This window comes from Acinetobacter sp. AOR43_HL (assembly GCF_027854635.1).
GTDB lineage: Bacteria > Pseudomonadota > Gammaproteobacteria > Pseudomonadales > Moraxellaceae > Acinetobacter > Acinetobacter pittii.
Genome location: NZ_JAKTHX010000034.1, coordinates 20,798 through 41,541 on the forward strand (window position 1 = coordinate 20,798; position 20,744 = coordinate 41,541).

A 20,744-nucleotide genomic window follows, 5' to 3' on the forward strand; every position below is an offset into this window, starting at 1 on the left:
TTTATCCTTATTTTTAAATCCATGTCAGTAAATCTGGACGTTCAGCTTTTATAAAATGATGTTCATTTAAACTTAACACCTGAGCTTCATTTCCAACCAAACGCAAAGTGGTGAGGCTTGTATTCGCAATTGCCCAATTCAACGCAAAAGTTCGATTAGGGCTAAGTTCAAGCAATTTTCCGATTGCTACAGAAATCACACCACCAGAGGTAAAAACCACTGCATAGCGAGGTTTAGTTTTTGCTAACTCATCACAAAGTTGCTGCAATGCTGTTTCGACTCTTTCTTTAAAGTGTGGCCAAGACTCATCATATTCATGATGAAAATCGCCATCGGTCCATCGTCCAATAGCGCCTTCAAATATTTTGGCGAGATAAGCGCGAGGATTCTGTTCTTGCGCGACGTCAGCTTTTAATAGTTCAGGCTGTTCAAAACGTGGTTCATAGCGTGCAAAAACTTGTTGATGGTTAAACTCATTCCATAAATTATTATGATGAATCACCGCATCTGGAAAGCATTCATTAAGTGCGAGCTTTGCAGTTTGCTCGTGGCGCTGCATGGTTCCTGCAACCACATAAGGTTGTTCTTTCAATATTTGCTTAAAATATTGGCCTAATAAAGTCGCTTGAGCCTCACCATTTTCAGACAGTTCATCATAATTACTTTTACCAAACGATGCCTGTCCGTGTCTTACCAGATAAATTGTGGTCATTTTCTTAAAATACCCTGTATTTTCTGTAGCGATTGCTGAGCAAATTCAGATTCTTGCAATTTTTGTTGCGCGATAAGTTTTAAAGCTCGAATATGTAGCGCATGAATGACAATCCAGAAATCTTTAAAAGCAGGATTTCGGGTTTGCTTGTGGTAATAACGATAATAGATTTGCTGGGCAATCACGGCTAAACGGAATACACCGAAGACTTCATAAAAAGCCCAGTTTTGAGGCTCCAGACCTGTTTTTTGCAAATAATAGTCAACGACTTCTTTGCGAGAGAACATTCCCTTTAGATGAGTAGGCTGACGTCGTGTTGATCTAAAAATCATATTATCCGTAGGCTCGACCCAATAGGCCAAAGCGCTACCCAAATCCATTAATGGATCACCCAAAGTCGCCATTTCCCAATCCAATACACCAATCACTTCTGTTGGATGCTCTGGATCTAAAATCACATTATCAAAACGCCAATCATTGTGAATAATACAAGTCGTAGAGTCTTGAGGGATATTATCGTTTAGCCATTTTCGGACATATTTAAATGAAGGAACATTGAGTGTGCGGACTTTTTCATAGCGCTTATCCCAACCTTCAACTTGTCTACGGCAATATCCCGCACCTTTGCCTAGTTCAGCTAAAGGCGTGTTTTCATAAGGAACTTGATGTAGCTCAATCAGCTTATCAATAACATTTACACAAAGCTCATGAACATCTTCTTCATTAAAGCCAAGTTCAGGCGGTAATTTTGCACGAGGAATAATGCCTTCAATGCGTTCCATGACATAAAAATCACAGCCAATGACCGATTCATCCTGACAAAGTGCCACCATTTTAGGAAGCACCGGATAATAAGGTGCAAGATTTTTCTGCACCATATATTCACGGGCCATATCATGGGCCGATTTCGCTTTTGTTCCTTTTGGAGGACGGCGCAAAATTAAATCGGTATTTTCATACTTTAAACTATAAGTCCAATTCGACGCCCCGCCCGTATATTGAGTAACGACTGCTGGGCCAACCAACTCAACACCTTGTTTTTTTAACCAGTTTTCAACTGCCCCAATATCAAGCTCTTCACCTTCACGTACTTCACCGCCTACATCAATTACCGACATCTTCACTTCCTTTAAACTTATACTTTCTTATGACGACCATAACCACGTTTGGCCAACTCTAATTTGGCAATCATGCCTTTATGTACTTCATCTGGACCATCAGCTAAACGTAAACTGCGTGCTTGGGCAAAGAAACCTGTTAATGGCGTATCTCTTGAAACACCTGCACCGCCATGTAGCTGAATCGCCATGTCGACTACTTTTTCTAAAACACTCGGAGCGACCACTTTAATTGCAGATATTTCTGTTAAAGCGGCCATATTTCCTAAAGTATCCATTTTATAAGCAGCATACAAGGTTAAAAGTCTGGCTTGATCTATGGCTACTCGCGCATCGGCTACGCGTTCGAGGTTTCCACCAAGTTTTAAAATTTCTTTGCCAAACGCCGTTCTAGACATGCCTCTATCAATCATGAGTTCTAGCGCTTTTTCAGCAGCGCCAATACAACGCATGCAATGGTGAATACGTCCTGGCCCTAAACGCCCTTGTGCAATTTCAAAACCTTGCCCCGCTCCACCAATAAAGTTTTCGAGAGGCACTCGAACATTATTAAAATGAACCTCACCGTGTCCATGCGGTGCATCATAGTCGCCAAACACAGGTAACATCCGTTGAATTTCAACACCTGCGGTATCAATTGGTACTAAAACCATAGAGTGTTGATGATGACGGTCTTTGGTTTCATCTGGGGTATGCGCCATAAAAATAATGACTTTGGCATTTGGATCACCTAAACCAGAAGACCACCACTTTTTGCCATTTAAAACAATTTCATTACCTTCGATTAAGGCAGTCGCTTGCATATTTGTTGCATCACTTGAAGCAACCTCGGGTTCCGTCATGCAAAAAACCGAACGGATTTTGCCATCCAATAACGGCTGTAACCATTGCTGTTTTTGCTGCTCACTGCCATAGCGCCATAACACCTCCATATTTCCTGTATCTGGTGCATTACAGTTAAAAACGGTAGGTGCCAATAAGCTGCGGCCAGTCAATTCAGCAATATGCGCATATTCTTGAACTGATAACCCTGCACCCAGCTTTTCATCGGGTAAAAACATATTCCAAAGACCAGCTTGTTTAGCTTTAGTTTTCAGAGTTTCTAACAGTTCAGGCCACTGCCATTTTTTCCAGTTCCCATCTGGATTTAGCTCATGAACCTCTTCCCAAAATTTTGCTTCGACAGGTTCTATTTCTTCTAAAATAAATTTTCTTGTTCGCTCAGCAAAATCTTGAGCTTTCTTGGAGAGTTCAAACATTCTTTTTCCTTTACATCATTATCTGGTCTTTACATCAACATAACTTGAAACTTAATATGAATGAAATGATTTTATTAAATAATGCATCATGAATAATATTCATAACCTACATGGTTTAGACCTAAGTTTTTTTCACCGAATCGATATCAATTTATATCCGCTATTTATTGCGATTTATGAGCAAAAAAGTATTTCGAATGCCGCAAGTAGCCTTAATATTACGCAGTCAGCAGCAAGTCATGCTTTGCAGCGTTTACGTCAGCAACTTGAAGATGATGTATTTATACGAGTAGGCAATAAAATGTCTGCCACTCCTTTTGCCGAGCAGATTTACCCAACGGTGAAACAAGCACTTTTAACCATCCAAAATATTAGCCAGCAGAAACATGTGTTCGATCCAACAAGCTTAAAAAACTTAAAAATCGCCGTGCATGATGAAATTGAGCCGATTATTCTTCCAAGGCTTGCTCAACATTTTCAAAATCTTAATTTAGATTTGCAGTTTGTCAGTATGAAGCTAGATCGAAAACATATTATGGCGGACTTGGCGACCCAGCAGCTCGATTTCGTGATTGACCTAGAACAATACTTATCTCCAAAAATTACCTTTGATCATTTGGTAACAGATGAGTTCGTCATTTGCAGTCAACTTAAAGAAGTCGATTTATCTCGTTATATTAATGGACGACACATTGGTGTTTCATCACGCCGTACAGGTGCCTTACTTGAAGATATTTATTTAAACCAACATCAAAAAATTTCAAGAAATGTATTTATGCGCTGTCAAAACTATTCAACGGCGTTACAAGTTTTGGGAGCTCAAGCCGACGCAATACTCACCATGCCTCGAATGATTTTACAGCATTTGTCTTATAGTCATGAAATTTGCTTACATTCTCTGCCTTTTGAGATAACCAATATTAAAATGGGTATGTTTTGGCACGAAGATTTAAGGGATAATTTAAGACATCAATTTCTGCGACATGAAATTATTAAACTTTTTCAGTAAAGCAAATTGATCTACTAAGCTTCTATCGTACAAGGATCAGTAATGAGTAAAGATGAACGGATAATCCAGAATCAGGACAACAAAAAAACGATTCGTCATGAAGATTACATTGCTGGTATTGGTAAAGGCATGGCGATTTTAGATAGCTTTAGTAGTAATCAACATCGTTTAAATATTTCTATGGCTGCCGAAAAAACTGGGCTTACCCGAGCGGCAGCAAGACGTCATTTATTAACTTTAGAATATTTAGGTTATCTTGAGTCAGATGGCCACTATTACTATTTAACTCCGAAAGTTCTTAAATTTTCAGGAGCTTATTTAGGTGCAGCTCAGCTTCCAAAAGTGTCCCAGCCTTTATTAAACCTTCTAACTAACCAGACTTCCCTTATTTATTCAGTGATGGTACTTGATGGTTATGAAGCCATTACCATTGCCCGTAGTGCTGCCCACCAACAAACTGACCGGGTAAATCCATATGGTTTGCACTTGGGTAACCGGTTACCTGCTCATGCTACCTCGGCAGGTAAAATTTTATTGGCACATTTAAGCCAAGAAGAACAATTGGACTGGCTCCAAAAATATCCACTTCAGCGTTTAACTAAATATACGCATGTCGAAAATGATAAATTTCTAGAGTTACTACAAGAGATTCGAGAACAAGATTGGTGTTATTCGCGTGAAGAACACGAATTAGGAGTTCATGCGCTCGCCGTACCGATTTATGGGCAAGACTTTAAAGTGGTTGCAGCTTTAAATATTGTTTCTCCAACGATGAAAACAACTGAAGAATATTTAATTCAACATATTCTGCCGTTATTGCAAGAGACTTCGCGGGATTTGAGACAAGTTCTTTAAATATTGCTTAGGCTATTTTACAGGGTTAATTTTATTTTTGCTTAGGCTATTTGGATAGATTGAACGATCCCGAATAAATGCTTAGGCTATTTCTAAAAGTAATTGAAAGGAATTTTCAAATAACGGATCCCATTCGCTTCAGGTTCCGGACAATTTCCACCATTCATATTAATTTGAATTGAAGGCAAAATTAATTTTGGCATTGCCAAAGTAGCATCTCTTTCTTGACGCATTTTGATGAATGATTCTTTAGAAATTTGTCGATTTAAATGAATATTGCTTTGCTTTTGAGTTTTTATATCTGTTTGACAGATATATTCATCACGGCCTTCGGGCTTATAGTCATGGCATAAGAACATACGCATGTCGTCGGGAAGTGTATAAAGTTTTTGTACCGAATCATAAAGCTCAGCAGCACTTCCTTTAGGAAAGTCACATCTGGCCGAACCATAATCAGGCATAAATAAAGTATCCCCGACAAAAACAGCATCAGCGATCACATAGCTTAAGCAAGCTGGCGTATGCCCTGGTGTAGGAATATTATAGGCTTCTATCTCCCCTATTTTGAAATGTTCATAATCTTCAAACAAATAATCAAAGGGCTGATTTTCATTAAATTTCTTAAAATCAAAATTATAGATAGCCGAAAATGTTTCTTGTACTACCGAGATTTTTTGACTAATCGCAATTGTACCGCCCAATTTAGATTTTAAATATTGAGCCGCAGTCATATGGTCCGCATGTACATGGGTTTCTAAAATCCATTGTACTTTGAAGTTTTGCGCCAAGACATAATCGACGATCAGATCAGCATTGGATGTTTTTGTAGTGGCCGATGCGGCATCGTAATCAAGCACGCTATCAATAATAGCGCATTGAAGAGTCACTAAATCCGCAACAACATAGCTAAAAGTATTGGTGTTTTCATCAAAAAAATCTTTTACTAGAGGTTGTTGCATAGGCTTAATTTCCTTTATTTAAAATTCGGTAAATAAACATTCCTAATAACATTGCGACAATAAAATAAAGCGCTTCAAAATGTCCTAATCCGATCAAAGTTAAAGCGGGCGCTGGACATATACCTGCTATTCCCCAGCCTATACCGAAAATAAAAGCACCCACAATTAACCTTTGGTCAATCTGTGTATTTGTTGGTAATTGAATTTGTTCATTAAAGAGTGTTTTAGGAGTTTTTATAGCCTTTTGAAATGGAATAAATGCCACAGCAATAGCACCTAACATTACAAACATTAAGCTAATATCCCACTGCCCAAAAATATCTAAAAAACCTAATACCTTTTCTGGATTAGACATGCCAGAGATCATCAAACCTAATGAAAATAAGCTACCAAATAAAAAAGCAAAAATGTTTTTCATAGGGTTACCCCATCACATGACGAATGATATAAACCGTTAACATGCCAGCAAACATAAAAACTGCTGTCGCTATCATCGAGCGTTTTGATAACCTGCTCATACCACAAATACCATGACCGCTTGTACAACCCGACCCTAACCGTGTTCCAAAGCCTACAAGTACACCTGCTAGAATAAGTGCAAATGTATTAGCTTTAATTTCAATTTCAGGCTGATAAAAATAACCATATATGAAAGGTGTAATCACGAGTCCCGCAATAAACCAGAATGCCGAACTCTTAAAGGTGTCTTTAGTAGGATTGATGACTTGAGCAAGCAAACCACTGATTCCGGCTATACGGCCATTTATATATAAATACCCAACTGTTGCGATGCCTAGTAATGAACCACCAAAAAAGGCATAAACAATATTTGACATATAACCACTCTTAACAATATATGTTTTTATAATCTGTATTATACGCTGATTCTTTTAGAAATACTTAATATAAAACTTTTGAGTTTATAATTCTTCTTAACAAGAAAAAGCCCCAAGATTTTGGGGCTTTTGTCATTAAATTAGATCTTTAATGCCTAATTGTTCAGGTAACTTTTCCATAACCTTATTCAATCTATTATTTGCTGGAGAGATACAACCTGTGTAATGGCTTAATTTAGTTTCTGTGCCATTAGGTTGAATCCAAGTAATGTAATAGCTAGACATGTCGGTCGCTGTTTGCTGGCAACCCGCAGTTTTTGATTGTGTACCTGTTTCAGGGCGATAAGTTTTTAGATCATCTGCAAGTTTTTTATAATCTTTAACGCTACCTTGAATTTCTTTAACACCTATAGCTTTAGTGTATTGTTTACCTTCAAAGCGAATTAAACCTGTAGGTGTTACTTCTACAGAATAAATCGGACATGCGCCAAAACATGGGCTAGAAGCATAGCGAATTGTCTCTTGTGTATTCGGTGCTTGCTGAACAGAAGCACAACCCATCAAAGCTAAACCAGATAAAGTTGCAAGAACCAAAAATCTCATTACATCACCTATTATTATCAAGTGGCTTTAATTTATCAAATCATACACTTCTTGTCATTAAAGACTATTTTTTGTGATTTTATTCATTATTTAACTTTTAATTTTGCTTAGGCTATTGAGCAAGATAAAAAAATTTTCTTTCATCCATAAAAAAAGGCCCATCTTTCGATGAGCCTTAAGCCATAAAAGCTTAAATTCCTGAAATACAAATTATTACTGGATAGTAATAATCTGCGTCGACCATTCTAGCGCAACCCAATAAATTATATAAATATAATATAAGTATATATTTAAGCTCGTTTTTCCAACAAAAAACACCGTATTTTTAAGGTTTAAAACTTAATAATGTTTATTTTTAATTAAAATTCACAATGTTAAGTTAAACAAAACTTAATAAAAGTTAAGGTTTTATTTATAGGTAAAACATCCTAAGGAACTGGTCAATAGTTAAGCTACATCTAGCGTTCAGGCTGAATTGACCATAAGACTATTTCAAGTTTAGCAACAACATCAAGCACTTTTTTACTATTTGGTAAAGCTATCTAGTTAAAAATATAGAATTTACTTTTACTCTTTTATATAAAAAATATATTAAAGAGAAAGGCAAAAGAGAAATACTCTCTTTTGCCTTTCTTAATTATTGTTCTAAGCTATAAGCGATCACATAATCACCATGATCAGGTGATTGACGTGCTCCACCTGCGGTAACAACCACATACTGTTTACCTGTTTTAGGTGAAACATAGCTTATTGGTGTTCCTTGGCTACCTACTGGCATGCGTGATTTCCACAGTTCTTTACCTGTAGATGAATCAAATGCACGTAAGTAGTAATCTTGTGTAGCAGCAAAGAAAACTAAGCCACCTTGAGTTGCCATAGGCCCACCAATTGTTGGCATACCGATCGGTGCTTTTAAGCCCATCTTGATACCCATCGGCCCAGTATCTTCAACTGTACCTAATGGTACTTGCCATGCAACTTGACGAGTTTTCATGTCAATTGCAGTCATGGTGCCAAACGGTGGTTTTTGACAAGGAATGCTTAGAGCCGACATAAAGCGGTTTTTATTCACTTTATATGGTGTACCTTTCATTGGTACAGCTCCCATACCTGTGTTTACTTTCTCTCCACCATTCGCCTGAATCTTAATATCTTCAGGAGTTTGCTCCATCAATTGAATCCACAAACCAAGGCGCATATCGTTCACGAACATATAACGATGAGTCGGGTCAAAAGCGATGCTACCCCAGTTCATACCACCCAACGAACCTGGGAAGCTTAAAGAAACATCAGTGCCCGGTGCAGTAAATAGGCCTTCGTAACGCATTGACTTGAAGTTAATACGACACATCAGTTGATCGAACGGCGTTGCGCCCCACATATCTGATTCAGTTAAAGTCTGATTACCAATTTGAGGCATTTCAACTGAACGAGGTTGAGTTAAGCTGTATTGTTCACCCGGAATATTGGCAGGTTTAACTGGTTGTTCAATCACTTTAGTCAGTGGTTTACCCGTTACACGGTCAAGAACAAAGAATTGGCCTGATTTGGTTCCAATAACAACAGCTGGTTTAGTCGTACCATCTTTTAATGGGAAGTCGACTAGACTCGGTTGCATTGGTAAGTCAAAGTCCCATAAATCGTTATGAACAGTTTGATATACCCACTTCTCTTTACCTGTTGTCGCATCAAGTGCTAACACAGAAGTATTGTATTTGTGATCTAATGGATTACGGTTACCACCCCAAATGTCGACAGATGAACTGCCCATAGGTAAGAATACCGTATTCATTTGTGGATCATATGACATTGCAGCCCATGAGTTTGCTGAACTACGTTTATAGGTCTCACCCGGTTTAAGAACATAGTTAGGGTTTGGATTACGCGGGTCAAATGCCCAGCGAAGTTTACCCGTAATTACGTCATAACCACGAATAACACCACCCGGCATATCTGCGGCCACGTTGTCGGCAATACGGCTACCCACCACAATAGTTGTTCCAGCAATAGTCGGTGCAGAAGTCACTTCAAAACGCGGAGCTTTTGTTCCAGCGCCAAGACCTTCTAGCAAATCAACCGTTCCATTTACACCAAAATCAGCACAGCGCTGGCCGTTATCTGCATTCACTGCAATTAAACGACCATCAGGTGTATTGGTATATACACGGCGTGGACATTGTGTATTGGTTGCAACCGCAGTTACTGCATTTGCACCCGCTAAAGTTGGTTGTACAAGCGGTTTTGTTGAATCAAAGTATGCAACACCACGGCAACGTTCCCAAGCATCAGCTGTAGAGTTCACCTCAGCTTTCCAGAGTTGTTTGCCTGAGTCGGCATCTATGGCAAAAATGTTGTTATGTGGTGTACATAAAAACACTTTATTTCCAACTTGTAGTGGGGTCATTTGGTCTTCAGCACCATTACCGCTACCTGTTGTAAAGTCGCCCGTTCTAAAGCGCCAAGCTTCTTTTAATTTATGAACGTTATCTCGGTTAATTTGATCGAGAGCAACAAAGCGGCTACCACCTGCATCATTACCATAATTTTCCCAATTTACCTGTTTTTTTGCAGGATCAACTGGTACTAAAGGTAGTTTTTCACCTGAACTTGCTACTGTTGGATGCGGTTGAAACATTTGATAGAGCGCAATCAACATCCCCACAACAACTAGTCCACCTACCGCATAGGCTGAAGATGCCAAACTAGTTTGAAATTGGTAACGTCGAATTGAAGGTAAGGTAAATAACAACGCAGCAAAAAGACCAGCAGGAAACATTAAGCGCGAAAATAACGGCCAAAATTCCCATCCCGCATCAACAAATGACCAAATTACGGTACCAACAAAAACAGCCGCAAAAATCCAGACACCCAGCGCTTTTTTTCGGAAAATACTAATTGCTGAAATGGTTATAAACAGTCCTGAGATAAGGAAATACCAAGAACCGCCGAGTGATACTAGTTTTCCACCACCTACGATGTAAAAAACACCAGTAGCCAATAAAACTAGACCTAATATAAAACACCATATTTTGAATAAGATATGAAACTTAGAATCTGACTCAGACATAGATCCTACTCCACATATACTGAACCCGAATAGTTCAAGCATTTGGGCCAGTTAAACTATGTCTAACCAGCCATCAATATTGTTAAAAATTGACTTTCACACTAAGACCAGCCACCCAAGCATCATCAACCTCTTTTACACCAGCAGGTTGATGAATATATTGAATGTTTGGACGTAACATGACGGCCGGAGACCATTGATAGGTATAGTTCAACTCGACATTTAGCTCGTCGTCTTGTATTGGAATATAGTCAGATGCAATCGGATCATAGCTGTAATATCCACGACTTTCATTTGTTGCGATCTGTTTATCTTTAGCACGGTCATTAACTACATAATTGGCTATACCAAAACCAATCGAATCATTTGGACGGCTATTAAATGGCCCCTTATACCAAAGAGCAAGTTGTTGAGTACTTTGAACAAAAGTCGTTGCCTTATCATTTACAACGCCATTAAAACTTACATATAAACCGCGTTTCGGATCTTCGCCTTTATTCGTCAGTTGTTGTTGTGCATTAAGCCAAAAGCTTTGTTTTCCGTCATGCACTTTACCCGCAGACTTAACATCATTCGCTTCTGCGGTTGAATACAGTGCACCTACTTTATATTCACCCGGCAAGCCATTAAAAGCAGCAAGTTTTGGTTTCCATGCAAGTTCAACTGGTATGGTGGCACCCTTCACATTGTTCATATCCAGATTAAAACCATCACTATTTGATTCGGTTTTAATATTGTCTGGATTAACTTCATACACACCTAATCCCAAAGTCCACTCAGGTGCAAACTGATATTTAACGTTTGTCGCCCAAACACCTACTGGTGAGTTATACCAAATTGAACCGATTGATTTTCCTAACTGCCCACCGCAAAGCAATAAGTTCTGAAATTCACATTGAGAACTATTAAAGTCCTCTGACATTCCCATACGACCAAATTTGACCTGTACAGTATTATCAACAAAGCCCTTCTTCACCCATGCTTGAGACAGACGCCAGATTTTACCGCGACCATAAATTTCTTGAGCATTGCCCAATTGGCTAGAACGTGGGTCTTTAATACGCTCCAAAGTAAGCGCATTTCCGTCACGTTTGGTCACGACTAGGCTCGCTGTTGTATCTTTCCATCCAGCAATTTTTTCTAAATCTAGGTTTGCACCTAAAGAAAGTTGTGCAGCATTTTCAAAAGTATTGCTGTCGTTGTAACCACCATCTAAATTTGTAGCACTTTGGCTCATAATAGAAGCTGTAAATTTATAGCCCTGCTGCTCTAATTGCTGGCGTTTTCCATTCCAGTCACCTAGCAACCATTGACGGTCTTGTGACCAAGGCTCATTCGCGAGCGCAAATTGGCTACCTAATACAGCGAGCGTTAAAACACTCAATTTCATTAAATTTGGCATTTCAAGTCCCTTTTATCATTTCTATATTTCTATGCTGCGCCTCGGTTTGAGGCGCTTCCCTTATTGTTATTTAACACTTGTAAAACCAAGCTCAGAAGTTGCGCCAAAACGATCAGTAATATTCGCTGTAATTGAGGCAACTTTTACAGTCGGCTTCCAATTCGCTTTTGCGATCCCTTGTGCATCTGTAGCAACAGTTATTGCTCCTAAATATTGCTCAGCTTCTTTTGATGACGCATTTTGATTACCAAAAAATTCAACTTGATAGCGTTGATTTGGCAAGCCATTGACTTCTACAGCAACTGAACCTTTATTTGCAGTTAATTTAGGAGCTTTAATACCCTGATTAGGTTGAGCATTACAGCCTTGTTCATTTGGCTGAGTACATGTTTTTTGTTGTTTAGATGGGTCAACAACCACACCACCACCACGAGAACCTACAAATCCGGCATGCTCAAGTGCAGGCACAGCAAATACAATTGCACCCAAACGCTGATCTGGTACACATGAACCGCCAGCTTCGCAACGTTTAATATCTTTACCATTGTCCCAAATCAGGTTTTTAGTCAATGTAATTTTTGCATTTGCATCTTTTTCAGAACGGATGGCTACACCAATACGGTTACCATGTACTTTATTGCTATCAAGAATATTGCCATCACCCGTCATGTTAAAACCAATCGAGTTATTGGTCATTTCGTTGTAAGCGATATAGTTACGCTTACCCCAGTTGATCTGTAAGCCATCTGAATAGTTTTCAAACTTATTACCAACTACAGCATTGTCATTACCCCACAAAATTTCAATACCCTGTGATGGTTCAGGATTTGCTTTAGTTGAAACAAAATGGTTATTCGCAATTAAGTTAAATGCTGCACCACGTGTCAGTTCTAAGCCATCACCATTGTCTTGGAAAATGTTGTCTAAAACTTTGTTGTTATTGGTGGTGGTTGCGGTTGGGTTACCTTGACCATCATCACCAGTAAGCATAACCCCTGCACCACCGTAGTTATTACTAATACGGTTGTGTTGAATCAGGTTATTACTCGAGCGGTTAATCAATACCCCAATACAGAAGCGATGAATGTCTAAACCTTTTAAAGTGACATTGTTGACGTCACGCAGTACCAATCCCGGTAAAGTCATCGTACGTACATTGGTGCCATACTGTTCAGGGTTTGCACCAGGACAAGCTTTTGCACCTTCGCCTTTAATATAATTTGAACCATCAATTGCGATGTATTCGCCAGTTTTATCCCACTCTGTACCAATGATTTTGACAGGTGCTTTAATTTCAGGAAGTGCACTATTTAATTTAATCGCATAAGGCGCTTTACCTACTGCTTCAATCAAAATGTCGCTAGCTTCGCTTGGGTTTGCATTGGCTTGTTCAATTGCCCAGCGTAAAGAGCCTTTATTGCTATCGTCTTGATAACGGTCAACCACATAAGTTTGAGCCGCAGCTATGCCTGAAACCATCAAACCTAATGCAAGAGTAGTTAAACGTAATGTATTCATTTCATCATATCCTTATGATTTATGGGTTTGTTGGTTGAACTGTTTGTAAAATTTGTTTGAGCTTGGTCACATCAATTTGACCCGGTGCAGAAGCCTGACCAATCATGCCAAAGCTATAACTTCCGCCCATGTTGGCAGTCGCAACACGCGAAATCGTACCAAGTTGCCCCATCGACATCGTTAACAATGGTTTAGTGGTTTGCTGACTTACTTTTAAAGTTGCGTTCATTAAAGTGAAAACGTCTTGTTTAGATTTTGGCATAACGGCAATTTTTAGAATATCTGCACCCATCTGGTCTTGTTTTAACAAGCGTTTTTCAATTTCATCTTGGCTTGGTGTTTTTTGGAAGTCGTGATTAGACATGACAATCAGCACTTTCTTTTGATGTGCTTTTTGAACAATTTCTGAAACTACTTTCTGATCACGGAACATTTCAATATCTAACCAGTCCATGAATGGATTTTTTAAGTAAGCCTGATAAGTCTTACCATAATCCACATCACTAATTTCAAGCTGGCCACCTTCATTTTTGGTACGAATAGTGGCAATCATTGGCTTATTGCCTAAAATCTTTTTCAACTCATGACCCAAAGCAATCACTTGTTTTGTATCACTCGCAAAACTAAGTAAATCGATACGAAACTCTGCCAAATCAGCATCTGCTGTATTTGCAATGACTTGAGCTTGTGCCAAAGCTTGTTCTTTGGTTTTTGCGGTAATCGGAACAATCGTTTTAACGGCTGTATTAGCAGGTTGTGTTTGAGCAGCTAAAGCAACAGGTTCAGCATTCACCTGTGCAGTAAAAAATGGGAGTGCAAGCAAACTTAGGCTTAATAATGTTTTCATGTTCATATCGTTCATCCTTAAAAAGGCTACACGTATCCTTGAATAATCAGGTGTAGCCTTAGGTGTTTCTTAAATATCAAAAAATACAGTTTCGTCATCGCCTTGAATGCGAATATCAAAGCGGTAAACAACTTCACCATTTTCTTCAAAACGTTTTGCAATAAGTGTTTGGCGACGTGGTGCCCATTCAATGCTATTTAGAATTGGGTCGTTAGCATTTGCTTCAGCTTCATCTTCAAAATAAACACGTGTATGAAGACCTAAGTTAATACCGCGAGCGAAAATGACTAATGCAATATGAGGTGCTTGAGTTGAACCTTTACGGCCTGCTGTCGCGCCCGGTTTAATCGTATTGAAACTCCAAACGCCTGTTTCAAAATCGGCACCTGTACGGCCCCAACCTTGAAATGCTGGGTCAGCTTTTTGCTCACGCGTATCTGCCTGACTTGGATAAATACCGTTCGCATCAGCCTGCCAAATTTCAATCAGCACGTCGCGTAGCGGTAAACCCAGCCCGTCAAACACTTGACCTTCAAGACGAATACGCTCGCCTTTAGTTTGGTCTTGTACTAACTGGTTATTAAAGTTGTTTTCAAATACTTCAATATTTGCTTGTTGTGGCAATAAACCAATGTGAACGTAAGGACCACCTGTTTGAGATGGAGTTTCTTTTAGTTCCTGAAAATTCCAGTTATTCATGCTCATGCTCCCGATTAAGTCAATTCGTTTTCGAAGTAAGTCGCTCGACGTCCACGTAAAGTGATGTCAAAACGGTAACAACGGCTATCTGCTTCGATAAAGTTGTTTTTATCTTCTAGTGCAATCAAGGCACGACGTTGATCTTCAGAAGGAATCGTTTTTAAGATCGGGCAAGTGTCAATGAGCGTATCGCCTTCAAAATAAAACTGCGAAATTAGGCGCTGAGCCCAACCATCAGCAATTAAAGAGAAATGAATATGTGCAGGACGCCATTCATTAATACGGTTACGCCATGGGTACGGACCCGGTTTAATGGTACGGAAAATATAAAAACCGTTTTCATCAGTTAAGGTACGACCACAACCACCAAAGTTAGGATCCATTGCACCAATAAACTTGTCGTTTGGATGACGGTAACGACCAGAAGCATTGGCTTGCCATACTTCTAGAAGTGCATTTTTTACAGGACGACCAAATTGGTCACGAACATAGCCATGAACAATAACACGCTCACCAATTGGCAAACCATCTTTGGCATAGTTCAAAATCAAATCGTTATCTTTTGGGCCAAACAGATTTGAAGAAAAATGCGGTGCAGTAACTTCAGTTAAAGTCTCATTAATTGAGATCAATGCATTTTTTGGCGAACGTAATACACTTGTTTTATAACCTGGCGTATACGCTGGTGGATGGTCATCTGTATTACGTTGGGCGTAAGCACCCCAGCTATGTTGTGACATCTTTATCTCCTTAATCCTGTTCTTTCGCTGCAATTGGGTTTACCTCTATCCCCAACTCTTTAAAGACTTCTTCAGCCATATGCATTGCAGCATTTGCAGCAGGTAAACCTGCATAGAGTGAACTATGTAAGATCAGCTCTTTTAAATCTTCTTTAGTTACGCCATTGTTAAAGCAAGCACGTAAATGCATGCGTAGTTCATCTTCACGTCCAAGCGCCAATAAAATTGCGATAGTGACTAAACTACGTGTATGACGTGGAAGGCCTGGACGAGACCACACCTCACCCCATGCGTAACGGCTAATAAAATTTTGAAAATCTTGGTTAAAGTCATTTAAGTTCTGCAAAGACCGACCAACATGCTTTTCGCCCAGAACTTCAGTCCGCACCTCAATGCCTTGTTTATAGCGTTGTTCATCATTCATTGTGATAGACCTCTATTAAGTTGCATCGGTATGCGCAACAATTGATTTAACAAATACAGCAACAGCCGCAGCAGTCGCTGGAATTAGTAATAAACTAAGAATGGCGGTAAACGACCAATCATTGCCGAGTAACACAGCCCCAATCCAAGCACCAAATACCGCACCGAAACGTCCAATCCCCGTCATCCAAGACACGCCAGTTGCACGGCACTGCGTTGGATAGAAACGAGCGCTTAACGCAGGCATTGAAGATTGCGCACCGTTAATTGCGATACCCGCACAAAGCACCAATACTGCAAGTAATGTTGAGTTTCCTAAGCTTTGACCAACAGCAATCGCAAATAGACCTGCAGCAAAGTAGAAAATAGCAATCACTCGGTTAGGGTTGAATTTGTCCATCGCCCAACCAATAAATAAGGCACTAACCACACCACCGAACTGGAACAATCCACCGATAAATGCAGCACGCTCCATTGAGGCACCTGTTTCACGCATAAGCGTTGGCAACCAGCTTGTAAGCAAGTAAACAACCACGAGCCCCATGAAATAGGTCAACCAAAGTAAAAGTGTTCCTTTCGCATATGGTTTAGAAAACATAATTCCAAAGACATTTTTCTTTTGAGCTGTTTCAGTTTTCTCTTCAGGTACGTGGAATGCGGTCGCATTTTGAACTTGAGCTGGCGCGATATGATTTAAGATTTTGCGTACTTTCTCTGGGTTCTTACCTTTAACAATTAAAAAGCGGTAAGACTCAGGTAAAACCAAAATCACTAAAATCATTAAGATCAAAGGTGACCAGCCGCCAAGTAAAAATAGACTGTGCCAACCATAAGTCGGGATAAGCCAGCTACTAATAAAACCACCTGTTGCCATACCCAAGTTGTAACCACAGAACATACAGGTCACGAGTAATGAACGAATGCGTGTTGGACAATATTCAGAAAATAATGTAGTGGCATTTGGCATAGCTGCACCCAAACCAATACCTGTCAAAAAGCGTAAAACGACAAGGCTATCTAAGTTGGTTGCATACGCAGATGCTAAAGTAAAACCACCAAACACAAGCATCGAAAAAGCTAAAACGATTTTTCGACCAAAACGGTCAGCTGTTGGGCCAGAAACCAAAGCTCCAATAATCATTCCACCAAGTGCAGCACTCATCACTGGGCCTAACTGAGAGCGATCAACACCCCAGTCTTGAGCCAAAGCTGGAGCGATAAAACCCATTGCAGCAGTATCGATACCATCAGTAAAAATAATTAAGAAACAGATGATTGCAATCATCCATTGATACTTACTGAGTGGAGCATCATTAATCAATGCTTGAGCATCGATACTTTTATTTGGTGCAGCGTAATCCTGAGACGCCATATTTGCCTCCTTAAGGCCAATTCCTTTTAAACTATTAAGCTATTAGATTTGCTGAATAAACCTAGTCAATTCCTGTGTAAATCTTTGTGGTTGCTCAATATTAGAAAGATGAGATGCTTCTAATTTAGCAATTTGACTGTTCTTAATAGCATTCTGCATAAACTCAGCATCTGCTACTGTGGTCACTGGATCTGCCGTTCCTGCAATGAGCAATACTGGAACTTGGATTTGTGTAATTTCATCTCTTAAATCAGCATCTGCTAAAGCACGACATGCATTGGCATAACCTTGTGCTGGTGTGTTTGCCAGACTTTGAATCGTCGTTTGTGCAACCACATTATGTTGATAGTCGAATTTTTCGCTAAACCAACGTGTGTGCGTGGTTTTAACCAATTCAGCCAGTCCATTTTGTTCTACTGATTCTGCGCGACTCAACCACGCCTCAGCCTGTCCAATTTTTGCCGCTGAATTTGCGACAGTAATGCTTAGAAAGCGCTCTGGGTAATGGATAGCTAACCAAAGCCCCGTAATTCCGCCCATTGAAATGCCACAAAAATGAGCTTTTTCAATACTTAAGGCATCTAAAATATCAGCAACATCTTCACCTAAATTTTGTAAAGATGATTCAGCGATCACATCACTTTCGCCATGACCACGTGTGTCGTATGTAATGACATTAAAATGACTTTTAAGCTCATCTACTTGCGGCTGCCACATTCCATGATCTGTTCCTAAGGAGTTAGATAACACAAGTGCTGGAGCATCTTTTAATCCGTCGGTATATATAGCGAGCTGTTTACCTTGTCGATTGGTTATAAACTGTTTCACTTTATGTCTCCTCCTTGTGCTTCTTGCAGAACAGCATCAATTTGAGCTTGAATGTTGCCCAAATAGTTTTCTGCTTTAAATATTTCCAAAATTTCTGTTTGACTAAAATGTTCTTTTACTTCATCTAACTGACTAACAACTTCAGATAAATGCTGCTTCTGAGCCACGGCTGTTTTACAAGCTGCTTCAACAACATGATGAGCATTTAAACGTCCAATTTTTGGAGCAAGTGCCATCATCACAGCTTCTGCCATAATTAACCCGTTGGTACACTCAAGGTTCTGTTGCATATGTTCAGCATTCACTTCAAAACCTTGTAAAACTTCACCAGTACAAGTTAATGCTCCAGCACAAAGCTGAAAGATTTCTGGAACTGCTAACCATTCTGCATGCCACGCGCCTAAGCTACGCTCATGTTCCTGTACCATGCTTTGATAAATGCTAGACATAAGTGCTGGTACACGATTCGCCGCGGCTAATACGGATGCTGCCGCAACTGGATTACGCTTATGAGGCATGGTTGATGAACCACCACGACCCTTCGCATTTGGCTCAAACAACTCTGCAATTTCAGTTTGCATCATCAGTGACCAATCACGTGCCATCTTGCCCGTATTCCCGACAATCATGCCAAGCACGCTTGCAATTTCCACAATACGGTCACGCTCACCATGCCATGTGCTTGTCGGTGCAGTTAGATTCAGTTGCTGAGCAAATGCACTGACCACAAGCGAACCTTGATCTTGCAAAGAAGCTAATGAACCCACAGCACCACCTAACTGAGCAGTAAGTACACGTGACTTCATTGCTTGTATACGCTCTAAATCACGTTTAAAAGCCGAGGCCCAACGAGCAAGTTTATGCCCCAAGGTAATTGGTAAAGCTTGCTGTAACCATGTACGCCCAATCATGACTTGATGGCGATATTGCTTAGCTTGTTGTAATGCAGTCGCATAGCATTGTTGAAGTTGATCTTCCACAAGGTCCAACGCATCACGGCATTGCAAAATACAAGCTGTGTCTAAAATATCCTGACTTGTTGCGCCCCAATGCACATAACGCGAAGCATCTTCATCAACATCTTTAACAATTGCCGTAAGCTGTTTTACAAATGGAATTGCGATATTTCCAGCTAAGCCTGTTGCTACAGCCAAAGCTGAAAAGTCAAACTTTTCTAATGCCTGCTCAGCTACTTGGGCAATGGTATTAGCCGCATTTTGAGGAATCACACCAACTTGTGCCTGTGCTTGAGCTAAGGCAACTTCAACTTGAATCATGTATTTGATTAAAGATGAGTCACTAAAGATGTCAGTGACGTCTTTTTGATAAAACAAGCTGGCATATAACTGGCTCATGATTAGACTCTCTCAATAATCAAAGCAATGCCTTGGCCCACACCAATACACATTGAACACAAGGCATAACGACCACCTGTTTGTTCAAGCTGGTTCAAGGCTGTTGTCACTAAGCGCGCACCTGATGCACCAAGTGGATGGCCCAAAGCAATTGCACCACCATTTGGATTTACTTTGTTGCTATCGTCTGGCAAACCTAAATCACGGGTCACTGCCAAAGCCTGTGCAGCAAAGGCTTCATTCAGCTCAATTACATCCATCTGATCTAAAGTCAGGTTAGCTTGTTTAAGTAATTTTTTAATGGTTGGTGCTGGAGCAAAGCCCATAATGCGTGGTTCTATACCCCCCGCTGTTGAAGCAATAATCTTGGCGCGGGGTTTTAGGTTGTATGCCTGAACCGCTTCGTCAGAAGCAATCAGTAGAGCTGCTGCACCATCATTAATGCCTGAAGCATTACCCGCAGTAACTGTGCCATCTGCTTTTACAACAGGTTTAAGTTTGCTTAAACCTTCAAGTGTGGTCGATGCACGTGGATGTTCGTCGGTATCAATCACAACAGCATCACCCTTACGCTGAGGGATTTCAACTGCCACGATTTCTTTAGAAAAAAAGCCTTTGGCTTGCGCGCTTGCGGTGCGTTGTTGGCTCACCAAGGCAAACTGGTCCTGATCTGCACGATTAACGTTGAACTGTTCAGCCACGTTTTCGGCAGTCTGGGGCATGGTGTCTACACCATACAATTCTTTAAGTTTTGGGTTAATGAAGCGCCACCCCATGGTAGTGTCTTCAATCTTCTGGCTACGGCCAAAGGCACTGTCTGACTTACCCATCACATAAGGTGCACGGCTCATACTTTCTACACCACCTGCAATCACCAAGTTCGCTTCACCAGCCTTAATGGCACGGGCAGCAATGGCAATGGCATCGAGTGATGAACCACACAAACGGTTAATGGTGGTTGCTGGCACCTGATACGGTAAACCTGCAAGTAGAGCTGACATACGGCCGACATTACGGTTATCTTCACCGGCTTGGTTGGCACAGCCATAAATCACATCATCGACCTGTTCCCAATCTACATTCGGGTTACGCTGCATGAGCGCTTTAATCGGCACAGCACCAAGGTCATCGGCACGGACAGG

Annotated in this window: 20 protein-coding genes; 2 read left to right on the forward strand and 18 right to left on the reverse strand. The window is 40.2% G+C overall.

Annotated features, from left to right (window positions below; translation table 11 throughout):
• Positions 1–13 precede the first annotated feature (13 nt).
• The 3 genes from MKL33_RS17465 to MKL33_RS17475 are packed head-to-tail and all read right to left on the reverse strand — an operon-like array spanning position 14 to position 3,089.
• Positions 14–712 carry a histidine phosphatase family protein gene (locus MKL33_RS17465; protein ID WP_013197682.1) on the reverse strand — a complete coding sequence of 233 codons (699 nt, stop codon included), beginning with the start codon at positions 710–712 and terminating at the stop codon, positions 14–16.
• Positions 709–1,830 (reverse strand): phosphotransferase family protein, encoded by a 1,122-nt coding sequence (locus MKL33_RS17470; protein WP_270907438.1) that lies wholly within the window; start codon positions 1,828–1,830, stop codon positions 709–711. The genes MKL33_RS17465 and MKL33_RS17470 overlap by 4 nt, the downstream gene beginning before the upstream one ends.
• A gap of 17 nt (positions 1,831–1,847) precedes the next feature.
• Positions 1,848–3,089, reverse strand: a complete 1,242-nt coding sequence (locus MKL33_RS17475) for an acyl-CoA dehydrogenase family protein (protein WP_130625743.1) — start codon at positions 3,087–3,089, stop codon at positions 1,848–1,850.
• Positions 3,090–3,177: 88 nt separating this feature from the next.
• On the opposite strand from MKL33_RS17475, the gene MKL33_RS17480 reads away from it, so the two are divergent.
• Positions 3,178–4,098 (forward strand): LysR family transcriptional regulator, encoded by a 921-nt coding sequence (locus MKL33_RS17480; protein WP_069031459.1) that lies wholly within the window; start codon positions 3,178–3,180, stop codon positions 4,096–4,098.
• A gap of 42 nt (positions 4,099–4,140) precedes the next feature.
• Entirely contained in the window at positions 4,141–4,953 is an 813-nt protein-coding gene (gene pcaU / locus MKL33_RS17485) for an IclR family transcriptional regulator PcaU (protein ID WP_002120879.1), read from the forward strand.
• 92 nt (positions 4,954–5,045) lie between these two features.
• On the opposite strand, the gene MKL33_RS17490 is transcribed toward pcaU, so the two are convergent.
• The 15 genes from MKL33_RS17490 to pcaF form a co-directional block, all read right to left on the reverse strand.
• Positions 5,046–5,912, reverse strand: coding sequence for an MBL fold metallo-hydrolase (locus tag MKL33_RS17490; RefSeq protein ID WP_270907439.1), 867 nt, complete (start codon positions 5,910–5,912; stop codon positions 5,046–5,048).
• A gap of 4 nt (positions 5,913–5,916) precedes the next feature.
• Complete coding sequence (locus MKL33_RS17495) at positions 5,917–6,330, reverse strand: DUF6691 family protein (protein ID WP_017481010.1); 414 nt, start codon at positions 6,328–6,330, stop codon at positions 5,917–5,919.
• A 4-nt stretch (positions 6,331–6,334) separates the two neighbouring features.
• Positions 6,335–6,748 carry a YeeE/YedE family protein gene (locus MKL33_RS17500; RefSeq protein WP_270907440.1) on the reverse strand — a complete coding sequence of 138 codons (414 nt, stop codon included), beginning with the start codon at positions 6,746–6,748 and terminating at the stop codon, positions 6,335–6,337.
• A gap of 135 nt (positions 6,749–6,883) precedes the next feature.
• Positions 6,884–7,342, reverse strand: a complete 459-nt coding sequence (locus MKL33_RS17505; protein ID WP_014206923.1) for a DUF6438 domain-containing protein — start codon at positions 7,340–7,342, stop codon at positions 6,884–6,886.
• A gap of 646 nt (positions 7,343–7,988) precedes the next feature.
• Positions 7,989–10,418 (reverse strand): glucose/quinate/shikimate family membrane-bound PQQ-dependent dehydrogenase, encoded by a 2,430-nt coding sequence (locus MKL33_RS17510; RefSeq protein WP_206258375.1) that lies wholly within the window; start codon positions 10,416–10,418, stop codon positions 7,989–7,991.
• Between the two features lie 82 nt (positions 10,419–10,500).
• The gene (locus tag MKL33_RS17515) at positions 10,501–11,820 is read right to left on the reverse strand and encodes a carbohydrate porin (protein ID WP_206258372.1); all 1,320 of its coding nucleotides are present in this window, start codon (positions 11,818–11,820) and stop codon (positions 10,501–10,503) included.
• Positions 11,821–11,886: 66 nt separating this feature from the next.
• Complete coding sequence (locus tag MKL33_RS17520) at positions 11,887–13,338, reverse strand: right-handed parallel beta-helix repeat-containing protein (RefSeq protein ID WP_270907441.1); 1,452 nt, start codon at positions 13,336–13,338, stop codon at positions 11,887–11,889.
• A gap of 19 nt (positions 13,339–13,357) precedes the next feature.
• Positions 13,358–14,185, reverse strand: a complete 828-nt coding sequence (aroD, locus tag MKL33_RS17525; protein ID WP_218661032.1) for a type I 3-dehydroquinate dehydratase — start codon at positions 14,183–14,185, stop codon at positions 13,358–13,360.
• A gap of 69 nt (positions 14,186–14,254) precedes the next feature.
• On the reverse strand, positions 14,255–14,890 hold the full coding sequence (pcaG, locus tag MKL33_RS17530) for a protocatechuate 3,4-dioxygenase subunit alpha (protein WP_216146681.1): 636 nt from the start codon (positions 14,888–14,890) through the stop codon (positions 14,255–14,257).
• A gap of 8 nt (positions 14,891–14,898) precedes the next feature.
• Positions 14,899–15,624, reverse strand: coding sequence for a protocatechuate 3,4-dioxygenase subunit beta (pcaH, locus tag MKL33_RS17535; RefSeq protein WP_000077913.1), 726 nt, complete (start codon positions 15,622–15,624; stop codon positions 14,899–14,901).
• Between the two features lie 10 nt (positions 15,625–15,634).
• Positions 15,635–16,048 (reverse strand): 4-carboxymuconolactone decarboxylase, encoded by a 414-nt coding sequence (gene pcaC, locus MKL33_RS17540; protein ID WP_000997505.1) that lies wholly within the window; start codon positions 16,046–16,048, stop codon positions 15,635–15,637.
• Positions 16,049–16,063: 15 nt separating this feature from the next.
• Positions 16,064–17,419 carry an MFS transporter gene (locus MKL33_RS17545; RefSeq protein WP_044100156.1) on the reverse strand — a complete coding sequence of 452 codons (1,356 nt, stop codon included), beginning with the start codon at positions 17,417–17,419 and terminating at the stop codon, positions 16,064–16,066.
• A gap of 42 nt (positions 17,420–17,461) precedes the next feature.
• The gene (pcaD, locus tag MKL33_RS17550; protein WP_270907442.1) at positions 17,462–18,247 is read right to left on the reverse strand and encodes a 3-oxoadipate enol-lactonase; all 786 of its coding nucleotides are present in this window, start codon (positions 18,245–18,247) and stop codon (positions 17,462–17,464) included.
• Positions 18,244–19,602 carry a 3-carboxy-cis,cis-muconate cycloisomerase gene (gene pcaB, locus MKL33_RS17555; protein ID WP_270907443.1) on the reverse strand — a complete coding sequence of 453 codons (1,359 nt, stop codon included), beginning with the start codon at positions 19,600–19,602 and terminating at the stop codon, positions 18,244–18,246. Before pcaB ends, pcaD begins: the two co-directional genes overlap by 4 nt.
• Before the next feature lie 2 nt (positions 19,603–19,604).
• The coding region (gene pcaF, locus MKL33_RS17560; RefSeq protein WP_270907444.1) for a 3-oxoadipyl-CoA thiolase at positions 19,605–20,744 on the reverse strand (1,140 nt) is incomplete at its 5' end.

Bases quoted from the DNA above. Each gene is read 5' to 3' on its own strand.
- MKL33_RS17465 (WP_013197682.1), bottom strand. From the start codon at position 712: ATGACCACAATTTATCTGGTAAGACACGGACAGGCATCGTTTGGTAAA.
- MKL33_RS17470 (WP_270907438.1), bottom strand. From the start codon at position 1,830: ATGTCGGTAATTGATGTAGGCGGTGAAGTACGTGAAGGTGAAGAGCTT.
- MKL33_RS17475 (WP_130625743.1), bottom strand. From the start codon at position 3,089: ATGTTTGAACTCTCCAAGAAAGCTCAAGATTTTGCTGAGCGAACAAGA.
- MKL33_RS17480 (WP_069031459.1), top strand. From the start codon at position 3,178: ATGAATAATATTCATAACCTACATGGTTTAGACCTAAGTTTTTTTCAC.
- pcaU (WP_002120879.1), top strand. From the start codon at position 4,141: ATGAGTAAAGATGAACGGATAATCCAGAATCAGGACAACAAAAAAACG.
- MKL33_RS17490 (WP_270907439.1), bottom strand. From the start codon at position 5,912: ATGCAACAACCTCTAGTAAAAGATTTTTTTGATGAAAACACCAATACT.
- MKL33_RS17495 (WP_017481010.1), bottom strand. From the start codon at position 6,330: ATGAAAAACATTTTTGCTTTTTTATTTGGTAGCTTATTTTCATTAGGT.
- MKL33_RS17500 (WP_270907440.1), bottom strand. From the start codon at position 6,748: ATGTCAAATATTGTTTATGCCTTTTTTGGTGGTTCATTACTAGGCATC.
- MKL33_RS17510 (WP_206258375.1), bottom strand. From the start codon at position 10,418: ATGTCTGAGTCAGATTCTAAGTTTCATATCTTATTCAAAATATGGTGT.
- MKL33_RS17515 (WP_206258372.1), bottom strand. From the start codon at position 11,820: ATGCCAAATTTAATGAAATTGAGTGTTTTAACGCTCGCTGTATTAGGT.
- MKL33_RS17520 (WP_270907441.1), bottom strand. From the start codon at position 13,338: ATGAATACATTACGTTTAACTACTCTTGCATTAGGTTTGATGGTTTCA.
- aroD (WP_218661032.1), bottom strand. From the start codon at position 14,185: ATGAAAACATTATTAAGCCTAAGTTTGCTTGCACTCCCATTTTTTACT.
- pcaG (WP_216146681.1), bottom strand. From the start codon at position 14,890: ATGAGCATGAATAACTGGAATTTTCAGGAACTAAAAGAAACTCCATCT.
- pcaH (WP_000077913.1), bottom strand. From the start codon at position 15,624: ATGTCACAACATAGCTGGGGTGCTTACGCCCAACGTAATACAGATGAC.
- pcaC (WP_000997505.1), bottom strand. From the start codon at position 16,048: ATGAATGATGAACAACGCTATAAACAAGGCATTGAGGTGCGGACTGAA.
- MKL33_RS17545 (WP_044100156.1), bottom strand. From the start codon at position 17,419: ATGGCGTCTCAGGATTACGCTGCACCAAATAAAAGTATCGATGCTCAA.
- pcaB (WP_270907443.1), bottom strand. From the start codon at position 19,602: ATGAGCCAGTTATATGCCAGCTTGTTTTATCAAAAAGACGTCACTGAC.